This window comes from Pseudomonas sp. Marseille-Q8238 (genome assembly GCF_965111915.1).
In genome coordinates this window covers 4,760,815-4,783,409 of sequence record NZ_CBCOPI010000001.1, presented here as the reverse complement: position 1 = coordinate 4,783,409, position 22,595 = coordinate 4,760,815, and the positions used below count along the sequence as shown (strand labels likewise).

At 63.5% G+C, this 22,595-nt stretch carries 24 protein-coding genes; 7 read left to right on the top strand and 17 right to left on the bottom strand.

Features of this window, described 5'->3' with window-relative positions:
* Positions 1-34: 34 nt before the first annotated feature.
* From recG to exbB, 5 genes are all read right to left on the bottom strand, one after another.
* A complete protein-coding gene (recG, locus tag ACWPW0_RS22030; protein ID WP_454256557.1) occupies positions 35-2,110 on the bottom strand; it encodes an ATP-dependent DNA helicase RecG in 2,076 nt (691 codons plus the stop codon).
* Positions 2,107-3,036, bottom strand: a complete 930-nt coding sequence (locus ACWPW0_RS22025; protein ID WP_447595099.1) for a LysR substrate-binding domain-containing protein — start codon at positions 3,034-3,036, stop codon at positions 2,107-2,109. Before ACWPW0_RS22025 ends, recG begins: the two co-directional genes overlap by 4 nt.
* Positions 3,037-3,150: 114 nt before the next feature.
* Entirely contained in the window at positions 3,151-3,891 is a 741-nt protein-coding gene (locus tag ACWPW0_RS22020; protein WP_447595097.1) for an energy transducer TonB, read from the bottom strand.
* Positions 3,888-4,313: a TonB system transport protein ExbD gene (gene exbD, locus ACWPW0_RS22015; protein WP_447595095.1), complete on the bottom strand. Its 426-nt coding sequence runs from the start codon at positions 4,311-4,313 to the stop codon at positions 3,888-3,890. Before exbD ends, ACWPW0_RS22020 begins: the two co-directional genes overlap by 4 nt.
* A gap of 4 nt (positions 4,314-4,317) precedes the next feature.
* Positions 4,318-5,415, bottom strand: coding sequence for a tonB-system energizer ExbB (gene exbB / locus ACWPW0_RS22010; protein ID WP_454256556.1), 1,098 nt, complete (start codon positions 5,413-5,415; stop codon positions 4,318-4,320).
* Positions 5,416-5,604: 189 nt separating this feature from the next.
* Between exbB and ACWPW0_RS22005 the strand changes: the two genes are divergently transcribed.
* Positions 5,605-6,483 (top strand): SDR family oxidoreductase, encoded by an 879-nt coding sequence (locus ACWPW0_RS22005; protein WP_454256555.1) that lies wholly within the window; start codon positions 5,605-5,607, stop codon positions 6,481-6,483.
* Here ACWPW0_RS22005 and ACWPW0_RS22000 read toward each other — a convergent pair.
* From ACWPW0_RS22000 to ACWPW0_RS21970, 7 genes are all read right to left on the bottom strand, one after another.
* On the bottom strand, positions 6,459-6,821 hold the full coding sequence (locus ACWPW0_RS22000) for a hypothetical protein (RefSeq protein WP_447595089.1): 363 nt from the start codon (positions 6,819-6,821) through the stop codon (positions 6,459-6,461). The two genes, ACWPW0_RS22005 and ACWPW0_RS22000, sit on opposite strands and share 25 nt — an antisense overlap.
* An 8-nt stretch (positions 6,822-6,829) precedes the next feature.
* The gene (locus ACWPW0_RS21995; protein ID WP_454256554.1) at positions 6,830-7,564 is read right to left on the bottom strand and encodes a hypothetical protein; all 735 of its coding nucleotides are present in this window, start codon (positions 7,562-7,564) and stop codon (positions 6,830-6,832) included.
* An 8-nt stretch (positions 7,565-7,572) separates the two neighbouring features.
* Positions 7,573-7,953, bottom strand: coding sequence for a RidA family protein (locus tag ACWPW0_RS21990; protein ID WP_454256553.1), 381 nt, complete (start codon positions 7,951-7,953; stop codon positions 7,573-7,575).
* Positions 7,954-8,001: 48 nt separating this feature from the next.
* Positions 8,002-10,110, bottom strand: a complete 2,109-nt coding sequence (gene spoT, locus ACWPW0_RS21985) for a bifunctional GTP diphosphokinase/guanosine-3',5'-bis pyrophosphate 3'-pyrophosphohydrolase (protein WP_447595085.1) — start codon at positions 10,108-10,110, stop codon at positions 8,002-8,004.
* A gap of 57 nt (positions 10,111-10,167) precedes the next feature.
* Positions 10,168-10,431: a DNA-directed RNA polymerase subunit omega gene (gene rpoZ, locus ACWPW0_RS21980; RefSeq protein WP_447595083.1), complete on the bottom strand. Its 264-nt coding sequence runs from the start codon at positions 10,429-10,431 to the stop codon at positions 10,168-10,170.
* A gap of 102 nt (positions 10,432-10,533) precedes the next feature.
* A complete protein-coding gene (gene gmk / locus ACWPW0_RS21975; RefSeq protein ID WP_454256552.1) occupies positions 10,534-11,154 on the bottom strand; it encodes a guanylate kinase in 621 nt (206 codons plus the stop codon).
* Positions 11,155-11,202: 48 nt separating this feature from the next.
* Positions 11,203-12,066: a YicC/YloC family endoribonuclease gene (locus ACWPW0_RS21970; RefSeq protein ID WP_454256551.1), complete on the bottom strand. Its 864-nt coding sequence runs from the start codon at positions 12,064-12,066 to the stop codon at positions 11,203-11,205.
* A gap of 141 nt (positions 12,067-12,207) precedes the next feature.
* On the opposite strand from ACWPW0_RS21970, the gene rph reads away from it, so the two are divergent.
* Genes rph through ACWPW0_RS21955 form a run of 3 tightly spaced genes read left to right on the top strand, consistent with a single transcriptional unit; the run spans position 12,208 to position 14,290 of the window.
* On the top strand, positions 12,208-12,927 hold the full coding sequence (rph, locus tag ACWPW0_RS21965) for a ribonuclease PH (protein ID WP_192327281.1): 720 nt from the start codon (positions 12,208-12,210) through the stop codon (positions 12,925-12,927).
* 16 nt (positions 12,928-12,943) lie between these two features.
* A complete protein-coding gene (locus ACWPW0_RS21960; protein WP_447595079.1) occupies positions 12,944-13,312 on the top strand; it encodes a DUF4870 domain-containing protein in 369 nt (122 codons plus the stop codon).
* Positions 13,313-13,345: 33 nt separating this feature from the next.
* The gene (locus ACWPW0_RS21955; RefSeq protein ID WP_454256550.1) at positions 13,346-14,290 is read left to right on the top strand and encodes a DUF808 domain-containing protein; all 945 of its coding nucleotides are present in this window, start codon (positions 13,346-13,348) and stop codon (positions 14,288-14,290) included.
* A 19-nt stretch (positions 14,291-14,309) separates the two neighbouring features.
* Here ACWPW0_RS21955 and ACWPW0_RS21950 read toward each other — a convergent pair whose 3' ends face one another.
* The gene (locus ACWPW0_RS21950; RefSeq protein WP_447595076.1) at positions 14,310-15,089 is read right to left on the bottom strand and encodes an exodeoxyribonuclease III; all 780 of its coding nucleotides are present in this window, start codon (positions 15,087-15,089) and stop codon (positions 14,310-14,312) included.
* 93 nt (positions 15,090-15,182) lie between these two features.
* Here ACWPW0_RS21950 and pyrE point away from each other — a divergent pair, with 93 nt between their 5' ends.
* On the top strand, positions 15,183-15,824 hold the full coding sequence (gene pyrE / locus ACWPW0_RS21945) for an orotate phosphoribosyltransferase (RefSeq protein ID WP_447595074.1): 642 nt from the start codon (positions 15,183-15,185) through the stop codon (positions 15,822-15,824).
* Between the two features lie 63 nt (positions 15,825-15,887).
* The gene (locus tag ACWPW0_RS21940; RefSeq protein WP_454256549.1) at positions 15,888-16,481 is read left to right on the top strand and encodes a DUF4124 domain-containing protein; all 594 of its coding nucleotides are present in this window, start codon (positions 15,888-15,890) and stop codon (positions 16,479-16,481) included.
* A gap of 35 nt (positions 16,482-16,516) precedes the next feature.
* On the opposite strand, the gene argB is transcribed toward ACWPW0_RS21940, so the two are convergent.
* From argB to coaBC, 4 genes are all read right to left on the bottom strand, one after another.
* The gene (argB, locus tag ACWPW0_RS21935) at positions 16,517-17,425 is read right to left on the bottom strand and encodes an acetylglutamate kinase (RefSeq protein WP_454256548.1); all 909 of its coding nucleotides are present in this window, start codon (positions 17,423-17,425) and stop codon (positions 16,517-16,519) included.
* 23 nt (positions 17,426-17,448) lie between these two features.
* Positions 17,449-18,846 carry a phosphomannomutase/phosphoglucomutase gene (algC, locus tag ACWPW0_RS21930; protein WP_454256782.1) on the bottom strand — a complete coding sequence of 466 codons (1,398 nt, stop codon included), beginning with the start codon at positions 18,844-18,846 and terminating at the stop codon, positions 17,449-17,451.
* A gap of 1,229 nt (positions 18,847-20,075) precedes the next feature.
* Positions 20,076-20,546 carry a dUTP diphosphatase gene (gene dut, locus ACWPW0_RS21925; protein ID WP_447595068.1) on the bottom strand — a complete coding sequence of 157 codons (471 nt, stop codon included), beginning with the start codon at positions 20,544-20,546 and terminating at the stop codon, positions 20,076-20,078.
* 26 nt (positions 20,547-20,572) lie between these two features.
* Positions 20,573-21,781: a bifunctional phosphopantothenoylcysteine decarboxylase/phosphopantothenate--cysteine ligase CoaBC gene (coaBC, locus tag ACWPW0_RS21920; RefSeq protein ID WP_454256547.1), complete on the bottom strand. Its 1,209-nt coding sequence runs from the start codon at positions 21,779-21,781 to the stop codon at positions 20,573-20,575.
* Between the two features lie 135 nt (positions 21,782-21,916).
* Between coaBC and radC the strand changes: the two genes are divergently transcribed.
* Positions 21,917-22,591: a RadC family protein gene (gene radC, locus ACWPW0_RS21915; RefSeq protein WP_447595065.1), complete on the top strand. Its 675-nt coding sequence runs from the start codon at positions 21,917-21,919 to the stop codon at positions 22,589-22,591.
* The last annotated feature ends 4 nt before the right edge of the window (positions 22,592-22,595 follow it).

Genomic DNA, 22,595 nt, shown 5'->3' with positions numbered 1-22,595 from the left:
CATCGTGCAAGCGACCCGCTAGCTGTGCGCGTGCTCACACTTGGCCATATTGCTGGCCATGGCGCAACCAGCGTTCGAGCAATGGGCTGGCATGTTGCGGCCACTGTGCCAGCAGTGTTTGTGCGGCATCGCGTACGGCGGGCAGCAGGTCGGCATCGCGCATCAGGTCGGCGACCTTGAATTGCAGCAGGCCGGTCTGGCGGGTGCCGAGCATTTCGCCGGGGCCACGCAGTTCGAGGTCTTTCTCGGCGATGATGAAGCCGTCGCAGGTCTCGCGCATGATCGCCAGGCGCTCGCGGCCCATCTGTGACAGCGGTGCGTGATAGAGCAGCACGCAGTGGCTGGCGGCGCTGCCTCGCCCGACTCGCCCGCGCAACTGGTGCAACTGGGCCAGGCCCAGACGCTCGGGGTTCTCGATGATCATCAGGCTGGCGTTGGGCACGTCAACACCGACTTCGATCACCGTGGTGGCGACCAGCAGTTGCAGCTCGCCGCGCTTGAACTGCTCCATCACGGCGGCTTTTTCTGCCGCCTTCATGCGTCCGTGGATCAGGCCCACACGCAGCTCGCCGAGCGCGCTGGAGAGTTCTTCGAAGCTGGTCTCGGCGGCCTGGCAGGTCAGCTCCTCGGACTCTTCGATCAACGTGCACACCCAATAGGCCTGACGGCCTTCGCGGCAGGCGATGCGTACGCGTTCGACCACTTCGATGCGGCGGCTGTCGGCGATCACCAGGGTGTTCACCGGGGTGCGCCCAGGCGGCAGCTCATCGAGGATCGAGGTATCGAGGTCGGCGTAAGCACTCATCGCCAGGGTTCGCGGAATCGGCGTGGCGGTCATGATCAACTGGTGCGGACACAGGCGGCCGGCAATCCCTTTCTGGCGCAAGGCCAGGCGTTGCTGCACGCCGAAGCGGTGCTGCTCGTCGATGATCGCCAGGGCCAGACGCTTGAACTGCACCTCTTCCTGGAACAGGGCGTGAGTGCCGACCACCATGGGTGTGCCGGTGGCGATCTGCTCCAGGGCTGCCGCGCGGGCCTTGCCCTTGAGTTTACCGGCGAGCCAGGCCACATCGATGCCCAGCGGCTGCAGCCAGCGACTGAAGTTGAGGAAGTGCTGCTCGGCGAGGATCTCGGTGGGCGCCATCAGCGCGACCTGGTAGCCGGCTTCCAGTGCTTGCAATGCGGCCAGGGCGGCGACCACCGTCTTGCCGGCGCCGACATCGCCTTGCACCAGGCGCAGCATCGGCTCGTCCTGGGACAGGTCATAGGCGATCTCGGCGCCGACCCGTTGCTGTGCGCCGGTGGGCTGGAATCCAAGGTTCTGTAGAAACAGCTGTGGCAGGCGCTTGGCCACGGGCAGGCGCGGGGCCTGCTGGGCGCGGACCTGTTCGCGCAGGCGTTGCAGCGAGAGCTGGTGGGTCAGCAATTCCTCGAAGGCCAGGCGATGCTGGGCCCAGTGGCGGCCCTCGGCCAGTTCCTCCAGATCGGCATCCGGCGGTGGCCGGTGCAGGTAGCGGATCGCTTCGTCCAGCGGCCCCAGGCGATAGTCGCGCGCCAGTTCGGCAGGCAGCCAGTCGGGTAGGCTGTGTGGCCCGAGACGTGCCAAGGCTTGCTGGCAGAGCTGGCGCAGACGCTGCTGGGTCAGGCCTTCGGTGGTCGGGTAGATCGGCGTCAGGGTCTGTTCCACCGGTGCCGGCTCATCACTGTTCAGAGCACGGTATTCCGGGTGGTAGATTTCCAGGCCCGAGGCGCCGGGGCGCGCTTCGCCGTAACAGCGCAATTGGGTGCCACGCTTGAGGCCATCCTTCTGCGCCTGGCTGAAGTGGTAGAAGCGCAGGCTCAGGGTGCCGCTGCCATCCTGCAGGCGTACCAGCAGGCTGCGACGGCGACCCATGACGATATCGGCGCCTGCGACTATGCCTTCGATCACTGCATCCTGGCGGGGACGCAGGGCTCCGATGGGCACCACGCGGGTGCGGTCCTGGTAGCGCAGGGGCAGGTGGAACAACACGTCCTGCAGGGTTTCCAGGCCGACCTTGGCGAGCTTTTCCGCCAGTGCCGCGCCAACGCCCTTGAGGGCAGTGACGGGCACTTGTGCCAGTTCGGTCATGCCGGCAGGGCTTCACCTTGTGGGCGCGCGGCGACCGAGCACAGGCGGATCGAGTCGGCCAGCAACTCGATGGCCTTGGGCCGCGGGAAGCTGGCGCGCCAGGCGATGGCCACGGTGCGGAATGGTACCGGTGGGGTCAGCGGGCGGACCTCGATGATCCCTGGCGCATAGTGGTGGCTTTCCACTGCAGAGAGCGGCAGGACCGAGATGCCCAGGCCCGAGGCGACCATGTGGCGGATGGTTTCCAGCGAGCTGGACTCGATGGTGGTGTGCTTGTTCTCTTCGGTCTTGCGGGTGGCCGGGCAGGCTTCGAGGACCTGATCGCGGAAGCAATGGCCTTCGCCGAGCAGCAGCAGGCTCTTGTCGTTGAGCAGGGCGGCGTCGATGTTCTTTTTCGCGGTCCACGGATGGTTGGCGGGCATCAGCACGAAGAACGGCTCGTCATACAAGGGTTTGGTCAGTACGTCGGCTTCCTGGAACGGCAGGGCGATGATGATCGCGTCCAGCTCCCCGGTACGCAGCTTGTCGCGCAGCACGTGGGTGAAGTTTTCCTCGATGTACAGCGGCATTTCCGGAGCGACCCGGTGCAACTGCGGAATCAGGTGCGGGAACAGATAAGGACCGACTGTGTAGATGGCGCCGATCTTCAGCGGTGCGGCCAGCTGGTTCTTGCCAGCCTGGGCCAGCTCGCGGATGCCCTGTGCCTGCTCCAGCACCTTCTGCGCCTGGGTGACGATACCTTCACCGACCGGAGTCAGGCGCACGGCGCTCTTGCTGCGCTCGAAAATCAGCACGCCCAGCTCGTCTTCGAGTTTTTTCACACCGACCGACAGGGTCGGTTGGCTGACATGGCAGCGCTCGGCGGCACGTCCGAAATGCTGTTCCTGGGCCAGGGTGACGATGTAGCGCAGCTCGGTGAGGGTCATAGTCTTTATCCATTGAGATGCGCCCAAGCATAGCGGCTGTCTTCAATGGAACCAACACCTGAAATGCAGCGCCGTGGCGGCTCCGGGACCGTGTGCTGACACGGCCCCGGCAGGTCAGCGACGGTCCAGCGAGTAGACGAACGGCGCGACGATTTCCAGGCTGCCATTATTGAGCAGCTCGGGTGGCGGCTTCGGCAGGGGCTGCGCACGGCGGATCATCTCCAGCGTGGCGCGGTCCAGCGAGGCGCTGCCCGATTTGCCGGCCAGCGAATAGGACAGCACCTTGCCGTCGGCATCGACGACGAAGCGCAGGCGATTGACCCCTTCGAAGCCACGGCGGCGGGCATCTTCCGGGTAGCGCTTGTATTTTGCCAAGTGGCTGAGCAGCTTGCTCTGCCAACTGATTTCGGCCTGGCTCGGCGTGCTGACCGGTGCTTGCAGCGGGGCCGCAGCTTTGTCTGCAACCTGCGGGCTTGGCGGCGCTGGCGGCGCGTCTTCCTGAGGCTGATCCGGCTCCTGTGGCTTGGGCTCAGGCGGCTTGGGCTTCGGCGGTTTGGGCTGTGGCTTGGGCTTCGGCTTGGGCGGAGTGACCGCAATGGTCGGCTTCGGCGCTTCGGCCAGCTTCGGCATGGGCTCGGGCTCTTCCGGCTTCACTTCCGGCGGCGGTGGCGGAGCCGGCTTGGGCGCGGCAGGCGGCAAGGGCTCCAGCTCGATGACCATCGCTGCCGGTGGGATTTCCAGCGGCGTGAGCGTGGGGTGCCAGAAGAACGCCCAATAGAACAGGCCGGCATGCAGCGCGAGCACGACGATGATGCTGACGCTCCACCGCGACAGCTTGGCTGGCGTTGAACTCATTGCTTACCGACCGTTTCCAGACCCACCAGGCCAATCTTCAGATAACCGGCGCCACGCAGGTTGTCCATCACGACCATCAGGTCGCCATAGTCGACGCCCTTGTCACCGCGCACGAAGATGGTCTTTTCCCGATCGTTGTGGGTCAGGTTATCCAGCGCCGAGCCCAGCTTGGTCGGGTCGACCTGCTGGTTATCGAGGTACAGACTCTTGTCGTCCTTGATGCTCAGGTAGATCGGTTTTTCCGGGCGTGGGGCCGGTTTGGCGCTGGAGGCCGGCAGATCGACCTTGACGTCGACGGTGGCCAGTGGGGCTGCGACCATGAAGATGATCAGCAGCACCAGCATGACGTCGATGAAGGGCGTTACGTTGATCTCGTGGCTTTCCTGAAGATCATCACCACCTTCGTTCAGATGCAGGCCCATGGCATCAGACCGCCTTGACCATGTGGGGCTGTTGGCCGCGCTCGCCGCTCGACTGGTGGTCGAGGTCACGGCTGACCAGCAGCAGGACCTGTGCCGAGGCGTCGGCGACTTGTGCGCGGTAGCTGGCGATGGAGCGGGCGAAGACGTTGTAGATGATGACCGCAGGAATCGCCGCGACCAGGCCCAGAGCGGTAGCCAGCAGTGCTTCGGCGATACCGGGGGCGACGACGGCAAGGTTGGTGGTCTGGGTTTTGGCGATGCCGATGAAGCTGTTCATGATGCCCCACACGGTGCCGAACAGGCCGACGAAGGGCGCAGTGGAGCCGATGGTGGCCAGCACGCCGGTGCCTTTGCTCATCTCGCGACCGCAGGCAGCGACCAGGCGCTCCTGGCGGAAGCTGATGCGTTCCTTGAGGCCTTCCTTTTCCTTGGTGCCGGCGGACAGTTTCAGCTCTTCGCGGGCATCTTCGATCAGTACGGTGCTGAAGCTGTGCTTGGTGCGGGCTTGCTCGGCGGCCTGGTTGAGAGTGCGGGTGCCCTTGAGGTCGAGCAGTTCCCGCTTCAGGCGGCGGCGGGCGCCAATCAGCTCGATGCTCTTGGCGATCCAGATGGTCCAGGTCAGGATCGACGCCAGTACCAGGCCGATCATTACACTCTTCACCACCACGTCGGCACTCTGGTACATGCCCCAGGGCGACAGGTCATGGAAGGCGGCGTCGGCGTCATCCAGCGCGGCTTCGGAGAGCTGGTTGCCCAGTTCTTCCGCCATGCTCAGGACTTCCAGTGCCTTGGCGATGTCTTCAGCCGACGCGCCTTGCTCTTCCAGGGTCTGGCGAGTGGTTTCGCGGATCTGCTCGGCGCTCGCATCCGGGCCGAGGGCTGCGAGCTTCTCGCGCAGCGCGGCAGCGGCAGGCGTTTCTTCAGTGGCCGGAGCGACCGGCGCGGTTTGCTCGGCAGTGGCGGCGCCTGGTGTTACGGCTGGCTCTTCGGCAAATGCGCTGGAGGGCACCAGCAACAGGCTGAAAAGCAGGACGCCCAAGGCGCGCAGGGCGCGCGACGGGAAAACGGTGGTTGGCTGAACGCGGAATGCGATGGTGTTCATGCTGGCCGGACCTAGATTGGGAAGAGCGGTGACCATGGCTGCATACGGCAGCCTGGCTAAAAGGGTGGCCATTATTGCAAGTAATTCTTGTTTGTGAAAGAAACGCTGTAACTTTATTGCCCTGGATTGCAGCTGTTACCCTGTTTGGCAATTGTCACCGGTAACGCGTTATCCAATGAGGAGCTGTGCATGTCTGCTGTTCGAAGCCTGTTGATTGCGGGATGTGGCGATGTAGGCGGGCGGCTGGCGGTGCGCATGGGCGAAGCAGGCTGGCAGGTGTATGGCCTGCGGCGTACGGTCGCAGCCTTGCCGGCGGGAACCTTGCCGGTAGCAGCTGACCTGAGCGAAGCGACCTGCCCGGCGCAGTGGCCGAGCGGTACGCTGGATTATCTGGTGTACAGCGCTGCTGCGACCCAGCACGACGAGGCTGGCTACCGGCAGGCCTATGTCGAGGGCTTGCGTCACGTACTCCAATGGTTGGCTCAGCATGGGCAACGGCCCAAGCGTGTGCTGTTCGTCTCCAGCAGTGGTGTATACACGCAGGCTGATGGCAGTTGGGTCGACGAAGCATCACCAGCCGAAGCGCAGAGCTATTCCGGGCGCATCATGCTCGAAGCCGAGCGCCTGTTGCTGGACAGTGGACTGCCCGCTAGCACGGTACGCCTGACCGGTATCTACGGGCCAGGGCGTGAGTGGTTGTTGAAGCAGGTGCGTATGGGGTACCGGGTGGTCAGTGAGCCGCCGCTGTACGCCAATCGCATCCATGCCGATGATGCCGCTGGCCTGTTGGCGTTTCTCTTGCAGGCCGATGCCGCCGGCACGGCGCTTGAGGACTGTTACATCGGTGTGGACGATGCCCCGGCTCCCTTGCATGAAGTGGTGGCCTGGCTGCGCGAGCAGATAGGCGTAGAGCATTGGGCCGAGGAGTCCACCGTGCGTCGCTCCGGTAGCAAGCGCTGCAGCAACGCCCGTGCACGGGCACTGGGCTGGGTGCCGCAGTACCCGAGCTATCGAGAAGGCTATGCGGCTATTTTGAGTGCCGATCAGTCGTCAGAACGGCCGGTATAGCGCCCGCTCGAGTCATATTGCCGACCGTCGCGGTCCTGTCTGCCTTCATAGCGTCCGGCGGAGTCGTACTGACGGCCTTCCTGGTCCTGGCGCCCGGTGTAGCGCCCACTGGCGTCATACGTCTGGCCGTTTTCGCTCTGCCGGCCGAGGTAGCGTCCGGCGTCATCGTAGCGCTGGCCATTGGCATCGGTTCTACCGGTATAGCGACCGCTGCTGTCGTAGTGGCGGCCGCTGTCGTCCGTGCGGCCGAGGTAACGTCCGCTGCTATCGTAGTGGCGCTGGTCAGCCTGGGCGGTCAGGGCAACTAATAGCAGTCCAAGCAATAAGTTGTGGCGCATGTGCGGACTCAGTCTCGTTCGAGCAGCCAGGCTTGGTGACCTGGTCGATATTCGGGCATCTCGGTCGATTGGGCCTGGTTGACCGCTTCGAAGATGCGTAATTCATCACCATCGCGTTCGAATAGCCACGGCGCGCCCTGTTGCCCGAGTTGCAGCCAGAGGCTGTCGTGGTCGCCGGCCATCGAGGCGCAATCGCCAGCTAGGCACAGCGCATAGCGTTCGCTTCCTGGCAGCCCCTCGACACGGCCGTCCGGATGGAAGATCACCAGCCCGCCTTGGCCAAGGCCTTGGCTGATGGTCCACTTGCCGCCCAGGTAGGCCTGGTACAGCGCCCATTCAAAGCTGCTGCCCGGTGGCGCATCGGCAGCCATGGCTGTAGCGGGTTTGCTGAAGTGCTGTTCCGGCCCGTTGGCGCTGGCAGCTTGCACCAGTTGCTTGCCATCGAGGCTGAGCTGTTCCTGGTAGTCGCCGTGGTAGTCGACCTGCCAGTGCCCGGGCTGCTCGGCACTCAGTTGCCCTTCGCCCAGCTCGAAACCGTTGCTGTACGTGGCGATGCCCCGCGCACTGTCGATGCGCCATTCCAGATTCGGCCCATGGGCGAGGAGTGCCTCACGCAACGGGCCGCCTTCGCGCGCGGCGTCGATCAGCGGCTGGTTGATCCAGATGCCATCCGGACTGCCCGGCTTGCCGGCACAGCCGACCAGCAGGGCAGAGGCGAGCAGGGCCGTCAGGGTGTGGCGCATGGGCGGTCTCAGTCGATAACCAGGATGCCGTCCATTTCCACTTGTGCGCCGCGCGGCAGGGCAGCTACGCCGATGGCGGCGCGGGCTGGATAAGGCTGCTCGAAGTAGCGGCCCATGACTTCGTTGACCTTGGCGAAGTGGCTCAGGTCGGTGAGGAAGATGTTCAGCTTGACCACGTCCTTGAAGCTGCCGCCGGCGGCTTCGATCACGGCCTTGAGGTTCTCGAAGACCTGTACGGTCTGCTCTTCGAAGCCCTCGACCAGTTCCATGGTTTTCGGGTCGAGCGGGATCTGGCCGGACAGGTAGACGGTGTTGCCGCTCTTGATGGCCTGGGAATAGGTGCCGATGGCGGCTGGGGCCTTGTCGCTGGTGATGACGCTCTTGCTCATGGGATTCTCCTGAGTGAGGGGCGCGGGCAGGCTGCCCGGCGCAAGGGGTCAGGCGCGCATGCGGGTGATGCGAATCACCCCGGTCAGCGCCCGCAGTTTCTTGATCACGCGTGCCAGGTGCACGCGATCATGCACGCTGACGACCAGTTGGACCACGCTGATGCGGCCATCGCGCTCGTCCATGCTGATCTTCTCGATGTTGCCGTCGGCGGCATTCACGCTGCTGGCCAGCAGGGCGATCAGGCCGCGTTGGTGTTCCAGTTCGACGCGCAATTCGACGTTGAATTCGCCGGTGACATCCTTGGCCCAACTGAGCTGGATGCACTTTTCCGGATTGTGGCGGATTTCGCTGATGTTCTTGCAGCTGTCCAGGTGCACCACCATGCCCTTGCCCGCCGACAGGTGGCCAACGATGGGGTCGCCGGGGATCGGCGTGCAGCACTTGGCGTAGCTGAGTACCAGGCCTTCGGTGCCGCGAATGGCCAGCGGGCCCTCGGCGCTCGGCAGCTCGTCGCCGTCGCTGGCCAGCAGGCGACGGGCGACGACATAGGCCATGCGGTTGCCCAGGCCGATGTCTTCGAGCAGGTCTTCGATGACCTCCAGGCGATATTCGCCGAGAGCCTGCTGGATGCGCTCCGGAGAGATCTTTTCCAGGTGGCTGTCGAAGCCGGTCAGCACCTTGTTCAACAGGCGCTCGCCAAGGTTGATCGACTCCGAGCGGCGCTGCAGTTTGAGGGCGTGGCGAATGTGCGTGCGTGCCTTGCCGGTAACCACGAAGTTGAGCCAGGCCGGGTTGGGCCGCGCGCCAGGGGCAGTGACGATTTCCACCGTGGAGCCGCTTTCCAGCGCCTGCGACAACGGCGCCAGGCGCCGGTTGATGCGGCAGGCGATGCAACTGTTGCCGACATCGGTGTGCACCGCGTAGGCGAAATCGACCGCCGTGGAGCCCTTCGGCAGCTCCATGATGCGGCCCTTGGGCGTGAACACGTAGACCTCGTCCGGGAACAGGTCGATCTTCACGCTTTCGATGAATTCCAGCGAGTTGCCGGCGCGCTGCTGCATTTCCAGCACGCCCTTGACCCACTGCCGGGCGCGGGCGTGGGTGCCCTTGGGCTGCTCGTCATCGCCGGACTTGTACAGCCAGTGCGCGGCGATGCCGTTGTTGGCCATCTCTTCCATCTCGCGGGTGCGGATCTGGATCTCGATGGGCACGCCATGCATGCCGAACAGGGTGGTATGCAGCGACTGGTAGCCGTTGGCCTTGGGGATCGCGATGTAATCCTTGAAGCGTCCGGGCAGTGGCTTGTACAGGTTGTGCACGGCGCCGAGCACACGGTAGCAGGTGTCGACTTTGTCGACGATGATGCGGAAGGCGTAGACGTCCATGATCTCGTTGAACGCCCGACGCTTGCCACGCATCTTCTGGTAGATGCTGTACAGGTGCTTCTCGCGGCCGGTCACTTCGCCCTGCATGCCTTCGCGTTCCAGGCAGGCGGTGATCGACTCTTCGATCTTGGCGACGATTTCCTTGCGGTTGCCCCGGGCGCGGCGCACCGCGGCGCGAATACGCTCGGAGCGCATCGGGTGCATGGCCTTGAAGCCGAGGTCCTCGAATTCCACGCGCATGCTGTGCATGCCCAGGCGATTGGCGATGGGCGCGTAGATTTCCAGGGTTTCCTTGGCGATGCGCCGACGCTTCTCGCCGGACAGCACTTCCAGGGTGCGCATGTTGTGCAGGCGGTCGGCCAGCTTGACCAGGATCACGCGGATATCGCGGGCCATGGCCATGGCCATCTTCTGGAAGTTTTCGGCCTGGGCCTCGGCCTTGGTCTCGAAATTCATCTGGGTCAGCTTGCTGACCCCGTCGACCAGTTCCGAGACGGTTTCGCCGAACTGCGCGGTGAGTGCTTCCTTGGCGATGCCGGTGTCCTCGATGACGTCATGGAGCATGGCTGCCATCAGGCTCTGATGGTCCATGTGCATGTCGGCGAGGATGTTGGCGACTGCCAGCGGGTGCGTGACGTAGGCTTCGCCACTGCGGCGGCGTTGCCCGTCATGGGCTTGCGCGGCGTAGAAATAGGCGCGGCGGACCAGATTGACCTGGTCCGGGCCGAGATAGGCCGAGAGTCGTTCTGCGAGTGTGTCTATGCTCGGCAAGGGTTTGCCCCCTGCCGCTCCGGCTGCATGCGAGTCGCGCGACGTCGGCCCATCGCTTTACAGGGGCTCGTTGGCCTCGTCTTCCAGCGCTGCGAAGAAAGGTTCTTCTTCAACCAGGTCGTCTTGGGCGATCACGTCATAGTCGACCAGGCCGGCTGCGATTTCGCGCAGGGCAACAACGGTCGGCTTGTCGTTTTCCCAAGCCAGCTTGGGCTCTTTGCCGCCGGTGGCCAGTTGACGGGAACGCTTGGTGGCGAGCATGACCAGCTCGAAGCGGTTATCGACGTTGTCCAGGCAATCTTCAACGGTAACGCGGGCCATGGTGTTCCTCGTGGCAATAGCAAAAAGGCTGGGCCCGAATGGGCGAGCGGACTGAATAGTCTAAAAAATCACCAGCATTAAGGGAAGCGCTGTTTTGAGCGGTCAGACCAGCAGTTCGCTGAGCAGGCCGGCATGGCGCTGTTGCTGCGTACTCTGGCCCAACTGGTTGGCGCGGAAAATGGCCTTCAGGTCGTCCAGGGCATGCTGGAAATCGTCGTTGATCACCAGATAGTCATATTCGACGTAGTGGCTCATCTCGCTGACCGCCTCACGCATGCGCCGTTCGATGATGTCGCTGCTGTCCTGCCCGCGGTTGGTCAGGCGATGGCGCAGGGCCTCCTGGGTCGGCGGCAGGATGAAGATGGACTTGGCCTGCGGCATCAGCTTGCGCACTTGTTGCGCGCCTTGCCAGTCGATCTCGAGGATCAGGTCGTAGCCCTCGGCCAGTGTTTTCTCCAGCCAGGTCTGCGAGGTGCCATAGAAGTTGTCGAAGACCTGGGCGTGTTCCAGGAAGTCGCCGCGTTCGATCATGGCGGTGAAGGCGGTGTGGTCGACGAAGTGGTAGTTGACCCCGTCTTCTTCGCCCGGGCGCTTGGCGCGGGTAGTGTGCGAGACCGATACGCGGATGCGCGGCACGCTGTCGATCAGGGCCTTGACCAGGCTGGTCTTGCCGGCACCAGAAGGAGCCGAAACGATGTAGAGAGTGCCGGTGGTGACGGTCATGGTTGCATCCTGAGCAAAAGGAAATGATGCCTGGCGGGCACCGGTAACTTATTCGATGTTCTGTACCTGTTCGCGCATCTGTTCGATCAGCACCTTGAGATTGACCGCTGCCTGGGTGCTGCGGGTATCGAAGGCTTTCGAACCAAGGGTGTTGGCTTCGCGGTTGAGTTCCTGCATCAGGAAGTCCAGGCGCCGGCCAGCTGCGCCGCCCGCCTTCAGTACGCGGCGCACTTCACTGACGTGGGTGGTCAGGCGATCAAGCTCCTCGGCGACGTCGCTCTTCTGCGCCAGCAGCACCAGTTCCTGCTCCAGGCGTTGTGGCTCCAGTTCGGCCTGCATGTCGGCGCAGCGGTCGAGAATTTTCTGCCGTTGCCCGGCGAGCATCTGCGGCACCAGCTCGCGCAGGGCGACGACTTCGTCCTGAATGCTGTCCAGTCGCTCATTGAGCAGCTTGGCCAGTTCGGCGCCTTCGCGGCCACGGCCTGCTTTCAGCTCGCCGAGGGCCTGGTCGAACAGGGCCAGGGCCGCGGCGTTGAGGGCTTGCGGGTCGGCCGCGTCGGCCACCAGTACACCGGGCCAGGCCAGTACTTCGAGCGGGTTGAGCGGGGCTGGCTGCTTGATCAAGCCGGCCACCTGCTCGGCAGCGGCGATCAGTTGGCTGGCGCGCTCGTTGTCCACTTTCAGGCTCTTGCCACTGCTTTCCTCGGCGAAGCGCAGGGTGCATTCGACCTTGCCACGCGAGAGTCCCTGGCGCAGCGCTTCGCGCACGGCGCCTTCGAGATCGCGAAAGGCATCGGGCAGGCGCAGGTGCGGTTCCAGGTAGCGGTGATTGACCGAGCGCAGTTCCCAGCTCAGGGTGCCGTGGGCGCCGGCCCCTTCGACGCGGGCGAAGGCCGTCATGCTGTGCACCATGGGAATACCTCTCGGATCAATGAACAAGGGCGCGGGATTGTAGCGCAGTGCGTCGGTCGGCCCAATCCGGCATGTCGCGCGCGCGATGGCGGCCCTATAATGCCCGGCAGATTTCCCCGCTCTCTTATCAGGTATTAGCAGATGAAACGTCCCAGTGGCCGTGCCTCCACCCAGTTGCGCGCTGTTCGCATCACCCGCAACTACACCAAGCATGCCGAGGGTTCGGTGCTGGTCGAGTTCGGCGACACCAAGGTCATTTGCACCGCCAGCGTCGAGTCCGGTGTGCCGCGCTTCCTCAAGGGGCAGGGCCAGGGCTGGCTGACTGCCGAGTACGGCATGCTGCCGCGCGCCACCGGCGACCGTAACCAGCGTGAGGCCAGCCGCGGCAAGCAGGGTGGTCGTACCTTGGAGATCCAGCGCCTGATCGGCCGCTCCCTGCGCGCAGCGCTGGATATGAGCAAGCTGGGCGAGAACACCATCTATATCGATTGCGATGTCATCCAGGCCGATGGCGGCACCCGCACGGCCTCGATCACTGGCGCCATGGTGGCCCTGGCCGATGCGTTGAAAGTGCTGAAGAAGCGCGGCGCCCTGAAAGGCGAGCCACTCAAGCAGATGGTCGCTGCCGTTTCCGTGGGCATCTACCAGGGCGAGCCTGTGCTCGACCTGGACTACCTGGAAGACTCCGCTGCCGAGACCGATCTCAACGTGGTGATGACCGATGCTGGCGGTTTCATCGAGGTGCAGGGCACGGCCGAAGGTGCCCCCTTCCAGCCTGAAGAGCTGAATGCCATGCTCGCCCTGGCGCAACAAGGCATGCGCGAGTTGTTCGAACTGCAGCGTGCCGCACTGGTCGACTGACAGAGAGGAGAGCCCTATGAGCGAGCAGAATCTGGTTCCCATTCCAAGCCAGGAGGCTCGCCAGTGGGCGATGCTGTGTCACTACGCCGCCTTCTTCTGGGTATTGGCGCCACTGATTGGCAATGTCATCGGACCGCTGATCGTCTGGCAGTTGAAGAAGGAGTCCGATCCCTTTGTCGATGACCAGGGGCGCGAAGCGCTGAATTTCCAGATCACCTACAGCATCGCCATGATGGTCTGCGGGTTGCTGGCCTGGGTACTGATCGGTTTTCCGCTGATGCTGTTGGTCAGTGTAACGGCGCTGGTGCTGACTATCATTGCCGGTATCAAGGCCAATGAGGGCAAGCCTTACCGCTATCCCCTCTGCTGGCGCCTGGTCAAGTAAGCGTTCCATATCGCTGCTACAAGGAGTACGTGCGTGGCCGGAGCCAGTCTACTGACCTTGTTTGATGACATCGCCACCGTGCTGGACGATGTCGCTCTGATGACCAAGCTGGCGGCGAAGAAAACCGCTGGCGTACTGGGCGATGATCTGGCCCTGAACGCCCAGCAGGTTTCCGGTGTCAGAGCTGACCGTGAATTGCCGGTGGTGTGGGCGGTGGCCAAGGGCTCGCTGCTGAACAAGGCGATTCTGGTGCCGGCGGCCTTGCTGATCAGTGCCTTCGTACCCTGGGCGGTCACGCCGTTGCTGATGCTGGGCGGGGCTTTCCTGTGTTTCGAGGGCTTCGAGAAACTTGCGCACAAGTTTCTGCATGGCAAGGAGGCGGCGCGCGAACAGCACGATCAGCGTGTGCAGGCGCTGGCCGACCCTGACGTGGATATCCAGACGTTCGAGAAGGACAAGATCAAGGGGGCGATTCGTACCGATTTCATCCTCTCGGCGGAAATCATCGCCATTACGCTGGGCGTGGTAGCGGCTCAGCCATTCATTCAGCAGGTTGCCGTGCTGTCCGGCATCGCCCTGGTCATGACCATTGGGGTGTATGGCCTGGTCGCGGGTATCGTCAAACTGGATGATGCCGGGCTCTACCTGAGCCAGCGTGACAGCGTCCTGGCGCAAAAGACCGGGCATGGCATCCTCTGGTTCGCGCCCTGGCTGATGAAGGCGTTGTCGGTGGTGGGTACCGCCGCGATGTTCATGGTTGGTGGCGGCATCCTGACTCACGGTATTCCGTTCGCCAATGCGCTGATTCACCAGGCTGCCGAGGCGGTGGTGTCCGTTTCAGTGGTGGGCGGCGTGCTGGGTGCGCTGACCCCGACGCTGCTCAATGCCGTATTCGGCATCGTCGCGGGTGGGGTTGTGCTGGTGCTGGTCAGTGCCGTGGCAAAGGCCTGGCGCGCGCTGCGTGGTGTGCGCGGCTGATGCAGGCAGCTGGAGCTGCTCAGACGCTGAGCAGCCAGTCGTAGTCGACGATCAGCGGTGCATGCTGCGAAAAGCGTGGCTGGCGCGGAAGCTTGGCGTTGCGCACGGTGCGGCGCATGCCGGGCGTCAGCAACTGATAGTCGAAGCGCCAGCCAAGGTTGAGCATTTCTGCCTGCTCGCTATCCGGCCACCAGCTGTACTGGTCGCCTTCACGGCTGACTTCACGCAGGGCGTCGACATAGCCCATGTTGCCGATGACTTCGTCCATCCAGGCACGCTCGGGCGCCAGAAAGCCGGGCATCTGCTGGCAATCGCGCCAGTTCTTCACGTCGATTTTCTGGTGCGCGACGAACAGCGAGCCACAGTAGATGTAGTCGCGTCGCTTGCGGCGCTGTTTGTCCAGGTAGCCGCTGAAGTCGTCGATGAATTTGAACTTCTGGTTGAGGTTCTCATCGCCGCCCTGGCCCGAAGGCAGCAGGATGGTAGCGATGCTGACCTTGTCAAAGTCCGCCTGCAGGTAACGCCCGTAACGATCGGCCATCTCGAAGCCGAGACCGTGGATGACCGCCTTCGGTTGCAGGCGCGAATACAGCGCTACGCCCCCTTGGTCGGGTATCTCGGCATCACACGCATAGAGAAAGTAACCATCCAGCTGGAAAGCCGGATCATCCAGTTCAACGGAGGAAGCACGGGTGTCTTGCAGGCAGATCACGTCGGCATTCTGGGCTTGCAGCCAACTGAGCAAACCACGCTCGACCGCACCCTGAATACCATTCACGTTCACACTGATGATCCGCATAAATGGCCCCCAAAAACACCTGCGTGTATGATACCTGAGCTCATCCCTAATTAGCCAAATTCATAGCTACAAGCGTGTCGTTCGGGGCTTTTCATGCAGGCGTATCAGCGCGAATTCATCCGTTTTGCCATCGAACGCGGCGTGCTGCGTTTCGGTGAGTTCACCCTAAAGTCCGGACGTACCAGTCCCTACTTCTTCAATGCCGGCCTGTTCAACAGCGGCCTGGCCCTGGCCAAGCTGGGGCGTTTCTATGCCTCGGCGCTGGTCGACAGCGGTATCGATTTCGATGTGCTGTTCGGCCCCGCCTACAAGGGCATTCCCCTGGCAGCCGCGACGGCCGTGGCGCTTGCCGAGCAGCACGAGCGCGACCTGCCATGGTGTTTCAACCGCAAAGAGGCGAAGGCCCATGGCGAAGGTGGCACGCTGGTCGGTGCGCCGTTGAATGGCCGAGTGATGATCATCGATGACGTGATCACCGCCGGCACGGCGATTCGCGAAGTGATGCAGATCATTCAGGCGCAGGAAGCCCAGGCGGCAGGCGTGCTGATTGCCTTGAATCGCCAGGAGCGGGGCAAGGGCGAGCTATCGGCTATCCAGGAAGTCGAGCGCGACTATGCTGTTCCCGTGGTGAGTATTGTGTCGCTGGAGCAGGTGCTGGATTATCTGGCGGGCGATAGCGAGTTGAAGAAGCATCTGCCGGCGGTGGAGGCTTATCGCGCGGAGTATGGAATCTAGGCGCTGCCGAGTTCTTTCTGAGGCAAGCCTAACATCACGACCAGGACAAGAAGGGTGCGGCTCATGCTCAAGTCGGGCGCAATGCGCTGGATACTGTTGATGACCTTTTGCCTGCCACCGCTGGCAGGCGCTACGGAGCTGTACCGTTACCTCGATGATCGCGGCGAGATCGTGATCAATCGCCTTGGTGTGCCGCCAGAGTACGTGGGCAAGGGCTATGACGTGCTCAATGAGAAGGGTCGTGTGGTGCGTGTGGTGCCGCCCGCACCTAGCGAAGAAGAGCGCGTGCGTCAGGCAAGCGAGAAGGCCAAGGCCAACTCCGATGCTCAGCTTCTGCGGCTATACAGCAGTGTCGAGGACGTGGACCGGGCGCGTGATCGCAAGCTGGTCGAGCTGGACGGTGTGATCAGTGTGGCACGCAGCAACCTGCAGTCATTGCGTACTCAGCAAGCCAATCTGCAGGCTCAGGCAGCCGATACCGAGCGTGCTGGTGGTGAAGTGCCGCAGCACCTGCTGGTGCAAATCGATAACCTGCGTGCTGAGCAGGCGGGGGCGGAAAAGGATATTCAGCGTTTTCTCAAGGACAAAGAGAATGCAGCGGCCTCGTTCGCAGCCGACCGCACACGCTTGCTCGAGTTGTTCAATCGACGTAAATGAAACAGGCCGCCGTCTCACGGCGGCCTGTGGCTCGATCAGAAGTGCTGCTTGCGGTTGCTGATCAGCGTGCCCACGCCACTGTCAGTGAAGATCTCCAGCAACACGGCATTCGGCACGCGGCCATCGATGATATGGGCGCTGGTCACGCCACCTTGCACGGCCTCCAGGGCGCAGCGGATCTTCGGTAGCATGCCGCCGTAGATGGTGCCGTCGGCGATCAGTTCGTCGACCTGCTCGGTGGTCAGGCCGGTCAGTACTTCGCCCTGCTTGTTCATCAGGCCGGCGATGTTGGTCAGCAGCATCAGCTTCTCTGCTCGTAGCGCTTCCGCCACCTTGCCGGCGACCAGGTCGGCGTTGATGTTGTAGGACTCGCCATCCGCGCCCACCCCGATCGGGGCGATCACCGGGATGAAGTCGCCCTTGACCAGCATGTTCAGCAGGTCGGTATTGATGCCGACCACCTCGCCAACGTGGCCAATGTCGATGATTTCCGGCTGGGTCATTTCCGGGGTCTGGCGGCTGACGGTGAGTTTCTTCGCGCGGATCAGCTCTGCATCCTTGCCGGTCAGGCCGATGGCGCTGCCGCCGTGACGGTTGATCAGGTTGACGATGCTCTTGTTGACCTGGCCGCCGAGGACCATCTCCACCACGTCCATGGTGGCCGTATCGGTCACGCGCATGCCGTCGATGAAGTGGCTCTCGATGGACAGGCGCTTGAGCAGGTCGCCGATCTGCGGGCCGCCACCATGCACCACCACGGGATTGATGCCGACCGCCTTCATCAGCACGATGTCGCGGGCGAAGCCTTCCTTGAGCTCTTCGCTTTCCATGGCGTTGCCGCCGTACTTGATCACCAGGGTCTTGCCGACGAAGCGCCGGATATAGGGCAGTGCCTCGGACAGGACTTTGGCGACTTGGGTAGCGGCATCACGGTTGAGGGTCATTGCAGCGAAAGCTCCAGGGCAGATCAGAACGACAGGTTGAGTTCAGGGGCGACGGTGTAGAGCTGGGCGCGGAAAACTTCCTTGATGCGCGCCAGCTCTTCTTCGGTCTCGGCTTCGAAGCGCAGTACCAGCACCGGGGTAGTGTTGGAGGCGCGGACCAGGCCCCAGCCTTTCGGGTAGTCGACGCGCACGCCGTCCAGGGTGGTCAGGTTGGCTTCACCCCAGACGCCGTCGCGTTGCAGTCTGTCGATCAGACGGAATTTATTCTCGTCGGTCACGGTGATGTTGATCTCCGGCGTGGAAATATCGCTCGGGAAGGCGGAGAACACATGTTCGGCGTCGCGTTTGTCCTGGCTGAGGATTTCCAGCAGGCGCGCAGCGGCATAGATGCCGTCGTCGAAGCCGAACCAGCGCTCCTTGAAGAAGATATGCCCGCTCATTTCGCCGGCCAGCAAGGCGCCGGTTTCACGCATTTTTTTCTTGATCAGCGAGTGACCGGTTTTCCACATCACCGGGCGGCCGCCGTAGCCGCTGATCAGCGCGCCTAGGCGGCGGGTGCATTTGACGTCATAGATGATGTCCGCGCCGGGGTTGCGTGATACCACGTCCTTGGCGAACAGCATCATCAGGCGATCCGGGAAGACCATGTTGCCGAGGTTGGTGACCACGCCGACGCGGTCGCCATCGCCATCGAAGGCCAGCCCCAGGTCGGCGCCTTCGGCTTTTACGCGGGCAATCAGGTCGACCAGGTTTTCCGGCTTGCCCGGGTCCGGGTGGTGGTTGGGGAAGTTGCCGTCGACATCGCAGAACAGCGGGATCACGGTGCAACCCAGGGCATCGATCAGACGGGGGGCGATCACCCCGGCGACGCCGTTGCCGCAGTCGACCACTACTTTCAGTGGCTTGGCCAGGGCGATGTCGCCGACGATCTGCTTGAAGTAGCGCTCGAGGATGTCGACTTGCTCGACGGTACCGGTACCGCTGGCCAGGTCGTTGTTGTCGATGCGGGTTTTCAGTGCCTGAATCTGTTCATTGGCCTGAGTGTCGCCGGCAATGACGATCTTGAAGCCGTTGTAGTCCGGCGGGTTGTGGCTGCCGGTGAGCATGACCCCGGACTTGCCTTCGAGTACATGGGTGGCGAAATACAGGGCCGGTGTCGGCACCATACCGATATCGGTGACGTGGCAGCCGCAGTCGAGCAGACCCTGAATCAACTGTTGGACAAGTTGTGGGCCAGACAGGCGGCCGTCACGGCCGACAGCGACATTGGGCTCGCCCTTGGCCAGGCTTTCCGAGCCGATGGCGCGCCCGATCCAGTAGGCGGCTTCGTCGGTCAGGGTGTCGCCGACCACGCCGCGAATGTCATAGGCGCGGAAGATGGTAGCGGGCAGGTTGGGGGGCGTCTGTGTGGCGTCAGCCATGAAAGTTTGCTCCAGTCCCAGGAGATCCTGGTCTTCGTCAAGAATGTCGATATCGAGTATGTCGGTGTCTTGGAACAGCGGGTCTGCCAGTTGCGCGGGCTTGAGTGGCGTCTCCGTCTTGACCGTGGCGCTGTGGGCGCCGCCGTCGGTGCTTGGGCTGTCCTGCTTGCGGCGTGGCAGGCGGGCCATGGCCTGGCCCAGTCCATCGAGGGCGGGCAGGCGCAGGCTGAAGGCTTTGACCGACTTTCCGGCGGAAAGCTCCTTGAGCATCTGTGCTAATTGGTGCACGTCGCCGCGCAACTGCCCGAGCAGGTGATTGCGGGTCAGGTACAGGCCAAGGAGGGCGCCGCCCAAGGCAAGGATGATGGCCAGTGCGAGCATGGCCGGTGCAATCGGCGGGGCGGACAAGGTGCTGCCGACACTAAAGGTCAGCGTCCAGTTCGGGTTGCCTGTGGCAAATTGCACGGGCTCGCCCGAGGCGGCCTCACCGCGTAGCGCGAGGATTTGCGGGGTGCCCTTGTTGAACTGCTGGCTCAGTTGGAGCTGGCCGACACCGGGCGCCAGGGGCGGCAAGGCATTGAGCAGTCGGTCGATGTCGACCACCAGCAGCAGGGTGCCCTGCAGCGGACCGTTGTCCGAGCTGCGCAGTGGCGCCACGCTGTAGACCAGCCAGCGCTCACCGACCTTGTAGGCTTCGGGGGCCGGCTGCTGGCCGTTCTCCAGGCGCCTGACCAGGTCGAGCGCGGCGAAGTTCATAGGGCCGCTACGGCCGACATCCAGCGCGGCCCGGCCTGGGGCGTTCAGGTGAGCGTCGACGATGCCCTGCCAGTGTTGCAGGCTGCGTTCCGCTGCGCCGATCAGGCTGCGATCTTCGCTTTGCAGGGCGGTTTGCAGGGATGGGTCGCGTGCGGCGGCAAGCGTATCGGCCTGCAACTGCTGCAGCGCCTGCTTGAGCGCGCCGGCCTGGCTGCCACCCCAGGCCTGGACCAGGCGCTGCTGTTCCTGGCGACTGCTGCCGTCCAGGCTGAACCAGAGGATCAGTGCGGCCGCGAGCATGCCCGCCACCACGGCGATACCGCCAGGCAACAGGGCCTTGTGGTCACTCCTGGGTTTGGCGGCCTGGGGTTGTTCACCGGCACTTACCAGTGGGGAAGTGTCATTGTCCTTGGCAGTGCGCTTGAAGAGTTTCACGAACGTCTCCCGGGCAGTTCATCCTGAAAAAATTGAGCTTAGTGGCTACCTGAGTGGCCGAAGCCGCCCGCGCCGCGCTGGCTGAGGTGCCCCCGACTTTCATCGAAGGTGTCGACCAGCTCGAAATGCGCTTGCACCACGGGCACCAGTACCAGTTGGGCAATGCGCTCGCCGACGGCAATGGTGAATGGGGTTTGCCCGCGGTTCCAGCACGACACCATCAGCTCACCCTGGTAATCCGAGTCGATCAGGCCGACCAGGTTGCCCAGCACGATGCCGTGTTTGTGGCCCAGTCCCGAACGTGGCAGGACCAGCGCCGCCAGGCCCGGATCGCCGATGTAGATCGACAGGCCCGTGGGAATCAGCAGCGTCTGGCCCGGCTCCAGTACCTGGTCCTCTTTCAGCATGGCACGCAGGTCGAGGCCGGCCGAACCCGGCGTGGCGTACTGCGGCAGGGGGAATTCATTGCCCAGGCGGGGATCGAGAATCTTGGCTTGCAAAGCGTGCATGGCGGGCCTTGTAGATGAAAGGTAAGTCAGGCGCGGTTCAGGCGCTCGGCGATGAAGCTCACCAGTTGCCGGGCGATCTTGCTCTTGCTGGTCTGGGCAAAACTGCTGGCCTGCAACTCGCGGTCGATGATGGTGATGGCGTTCTCTTCGCTGTTGAAGCCAATGGTCGGGTTGGCCACGTCGTTGGCAACGATCAGGTCGAGGTTCTTGTCCTTGAGCTTGCGTGCAGCATAGCCGAGCAGGTTCTCGGTTTCTGCGGCAAAGCCGACGCTGAAGGGGCGGTCCGCGCGTCCGGCGAGCGTGGCGAGGATGTCCGGGTTGCGTACCAGTTGCAGGAGCAGCCCGTCACCGGTGCTCGGGTCTTTCTTCAGTTTGTGCTGGGCCACCACTTCCGGGCGGTAGTCGGCGACGGCAGCAGAGGCGATCAGCAGGTCGCAGGGCATCGCCGCCTCGCAGGCTGCAAGCATGTCGCGCGCGCTGACCACATCGATGCGCTCGACCCGGTCTGGCGTCGGCAGGTGCACCGGGCCGGTGATCAGGGTGACGCGTGCGCCTGCTTCCACCGCAGCTTCAGCGAGGGCGAAACCCATCTTGCCGGAGCTGTGGTTGGTGATGTAACGCACCGGGTCGATGTTTTCCTGGGTAGGGCCGGCGGTGATCAGCACATGCACGCCGGTCAGGGCCTGGCCGACGAAGCAGTCGGCGGCGCGCTGGGCCAGTTCTTCGGCTTCAAGCATGCGGCCTGGGCCGACATCGCCACAGGCTTGGCTGCCGGCCGCTGGGCCGAACAGGCGGATGCCACGTTGCTCAAGGAGTTGGGTATTGGCCTGGGTGGCCGGATCACGCCACATGGCTTGGTTCATCGCCGGCGCGAGGGCGACGGGGGCGTCGGTGGCCAGCACCAGGGTGCTCAGCAGGTCGTCGGCAACGCCTTGTGCCAGGCGCGCGATCAGGTCGGCGGTAGCCGGCGCAACCAGAACCAGGTCGGCCCAGCGGGCCAGCTCGATGTGGCCCATGGCGGCTTCCGCTTCCGGGTCGAGCAGGTCGAGGTGTACCGGGTGGCCAGACAGTGCCTGCAAGGTCAGTGGGGTGATGAATTCGCGTCCACCGCGGGTCATGACCACGCGGACTTCGGCGCCCTGGTCGCGCAAGCGGCGTACCAGCTCCGCGCTCTTGTAGGCGGCGATGCCGCCGCCGACGCCCAGGACGATGCGTTTCCGATACAGCCGCTGCATAGGCCTGCCTTAAATGAAGGGTGGGTTGCGCTGCGGCGACGACGCCTCCCCAGGCCAATCGCCGCGCAAAAAAGTTGGGCTAAGATAGCACAGGGCCCGCAGGGGAACAGCGGGCCGCAACGACAGGGAGATGTCATGAGTATTCGCGATTGGCCTGCGGCGGAGCGTCCGCGGGAGAAACTGTTGGACCTGGGGGCAGCGGCACTGACCGATGCCGAATTGCTGGCGATTTTCCTGCGCACCGGGGTTACCGGGCAGAGCGCGGTCGATCTGGCTCGGCACCTGCTGAATGACTTCGGCAGTTTGCGGGCGCTGCTTGAGGCGGACCTGCCAGGATTCAGTCAGCGCCTTGGCCTTGGGCCAGCGAAATACGCCCAGTTGCAGGCGGTACTGGAGATGGGCCGGCGCCATCTGGCCGAGCGGCTGCGCCGCGACTCCGTACTGGAAAGCCCGCAAGCGGTGCGCGACTACCTCAAGGCGCGCCTGCGCCATGAGCCCCACGAGGTGTTTGGCTGCCTGTTCCTCGATGCCAAGCACCGGGTGATCGAATTCGAAGCGCTGTTCCATGGCAGCATCGACGGTGCCAGTGTCTACCCGCGCCAGGTGGTTAAACGTTGTCTGGCGCAGAATGCGGCGGCGGTGATTCTGGTGCACAACCACCCCTCTGGCGTGGCGGAACCGAGCCAGGCAGATCGACTGCTTACCGAGCGGCTCAAGGAGGCACTGGCATTGGTCGAGGTGCGAGTGCTCGATCATTTCGTCGTGGGAGATGGCGAGCCGCTGTCCATGGCAGAACGAGGGTGGGTCTGAGGGG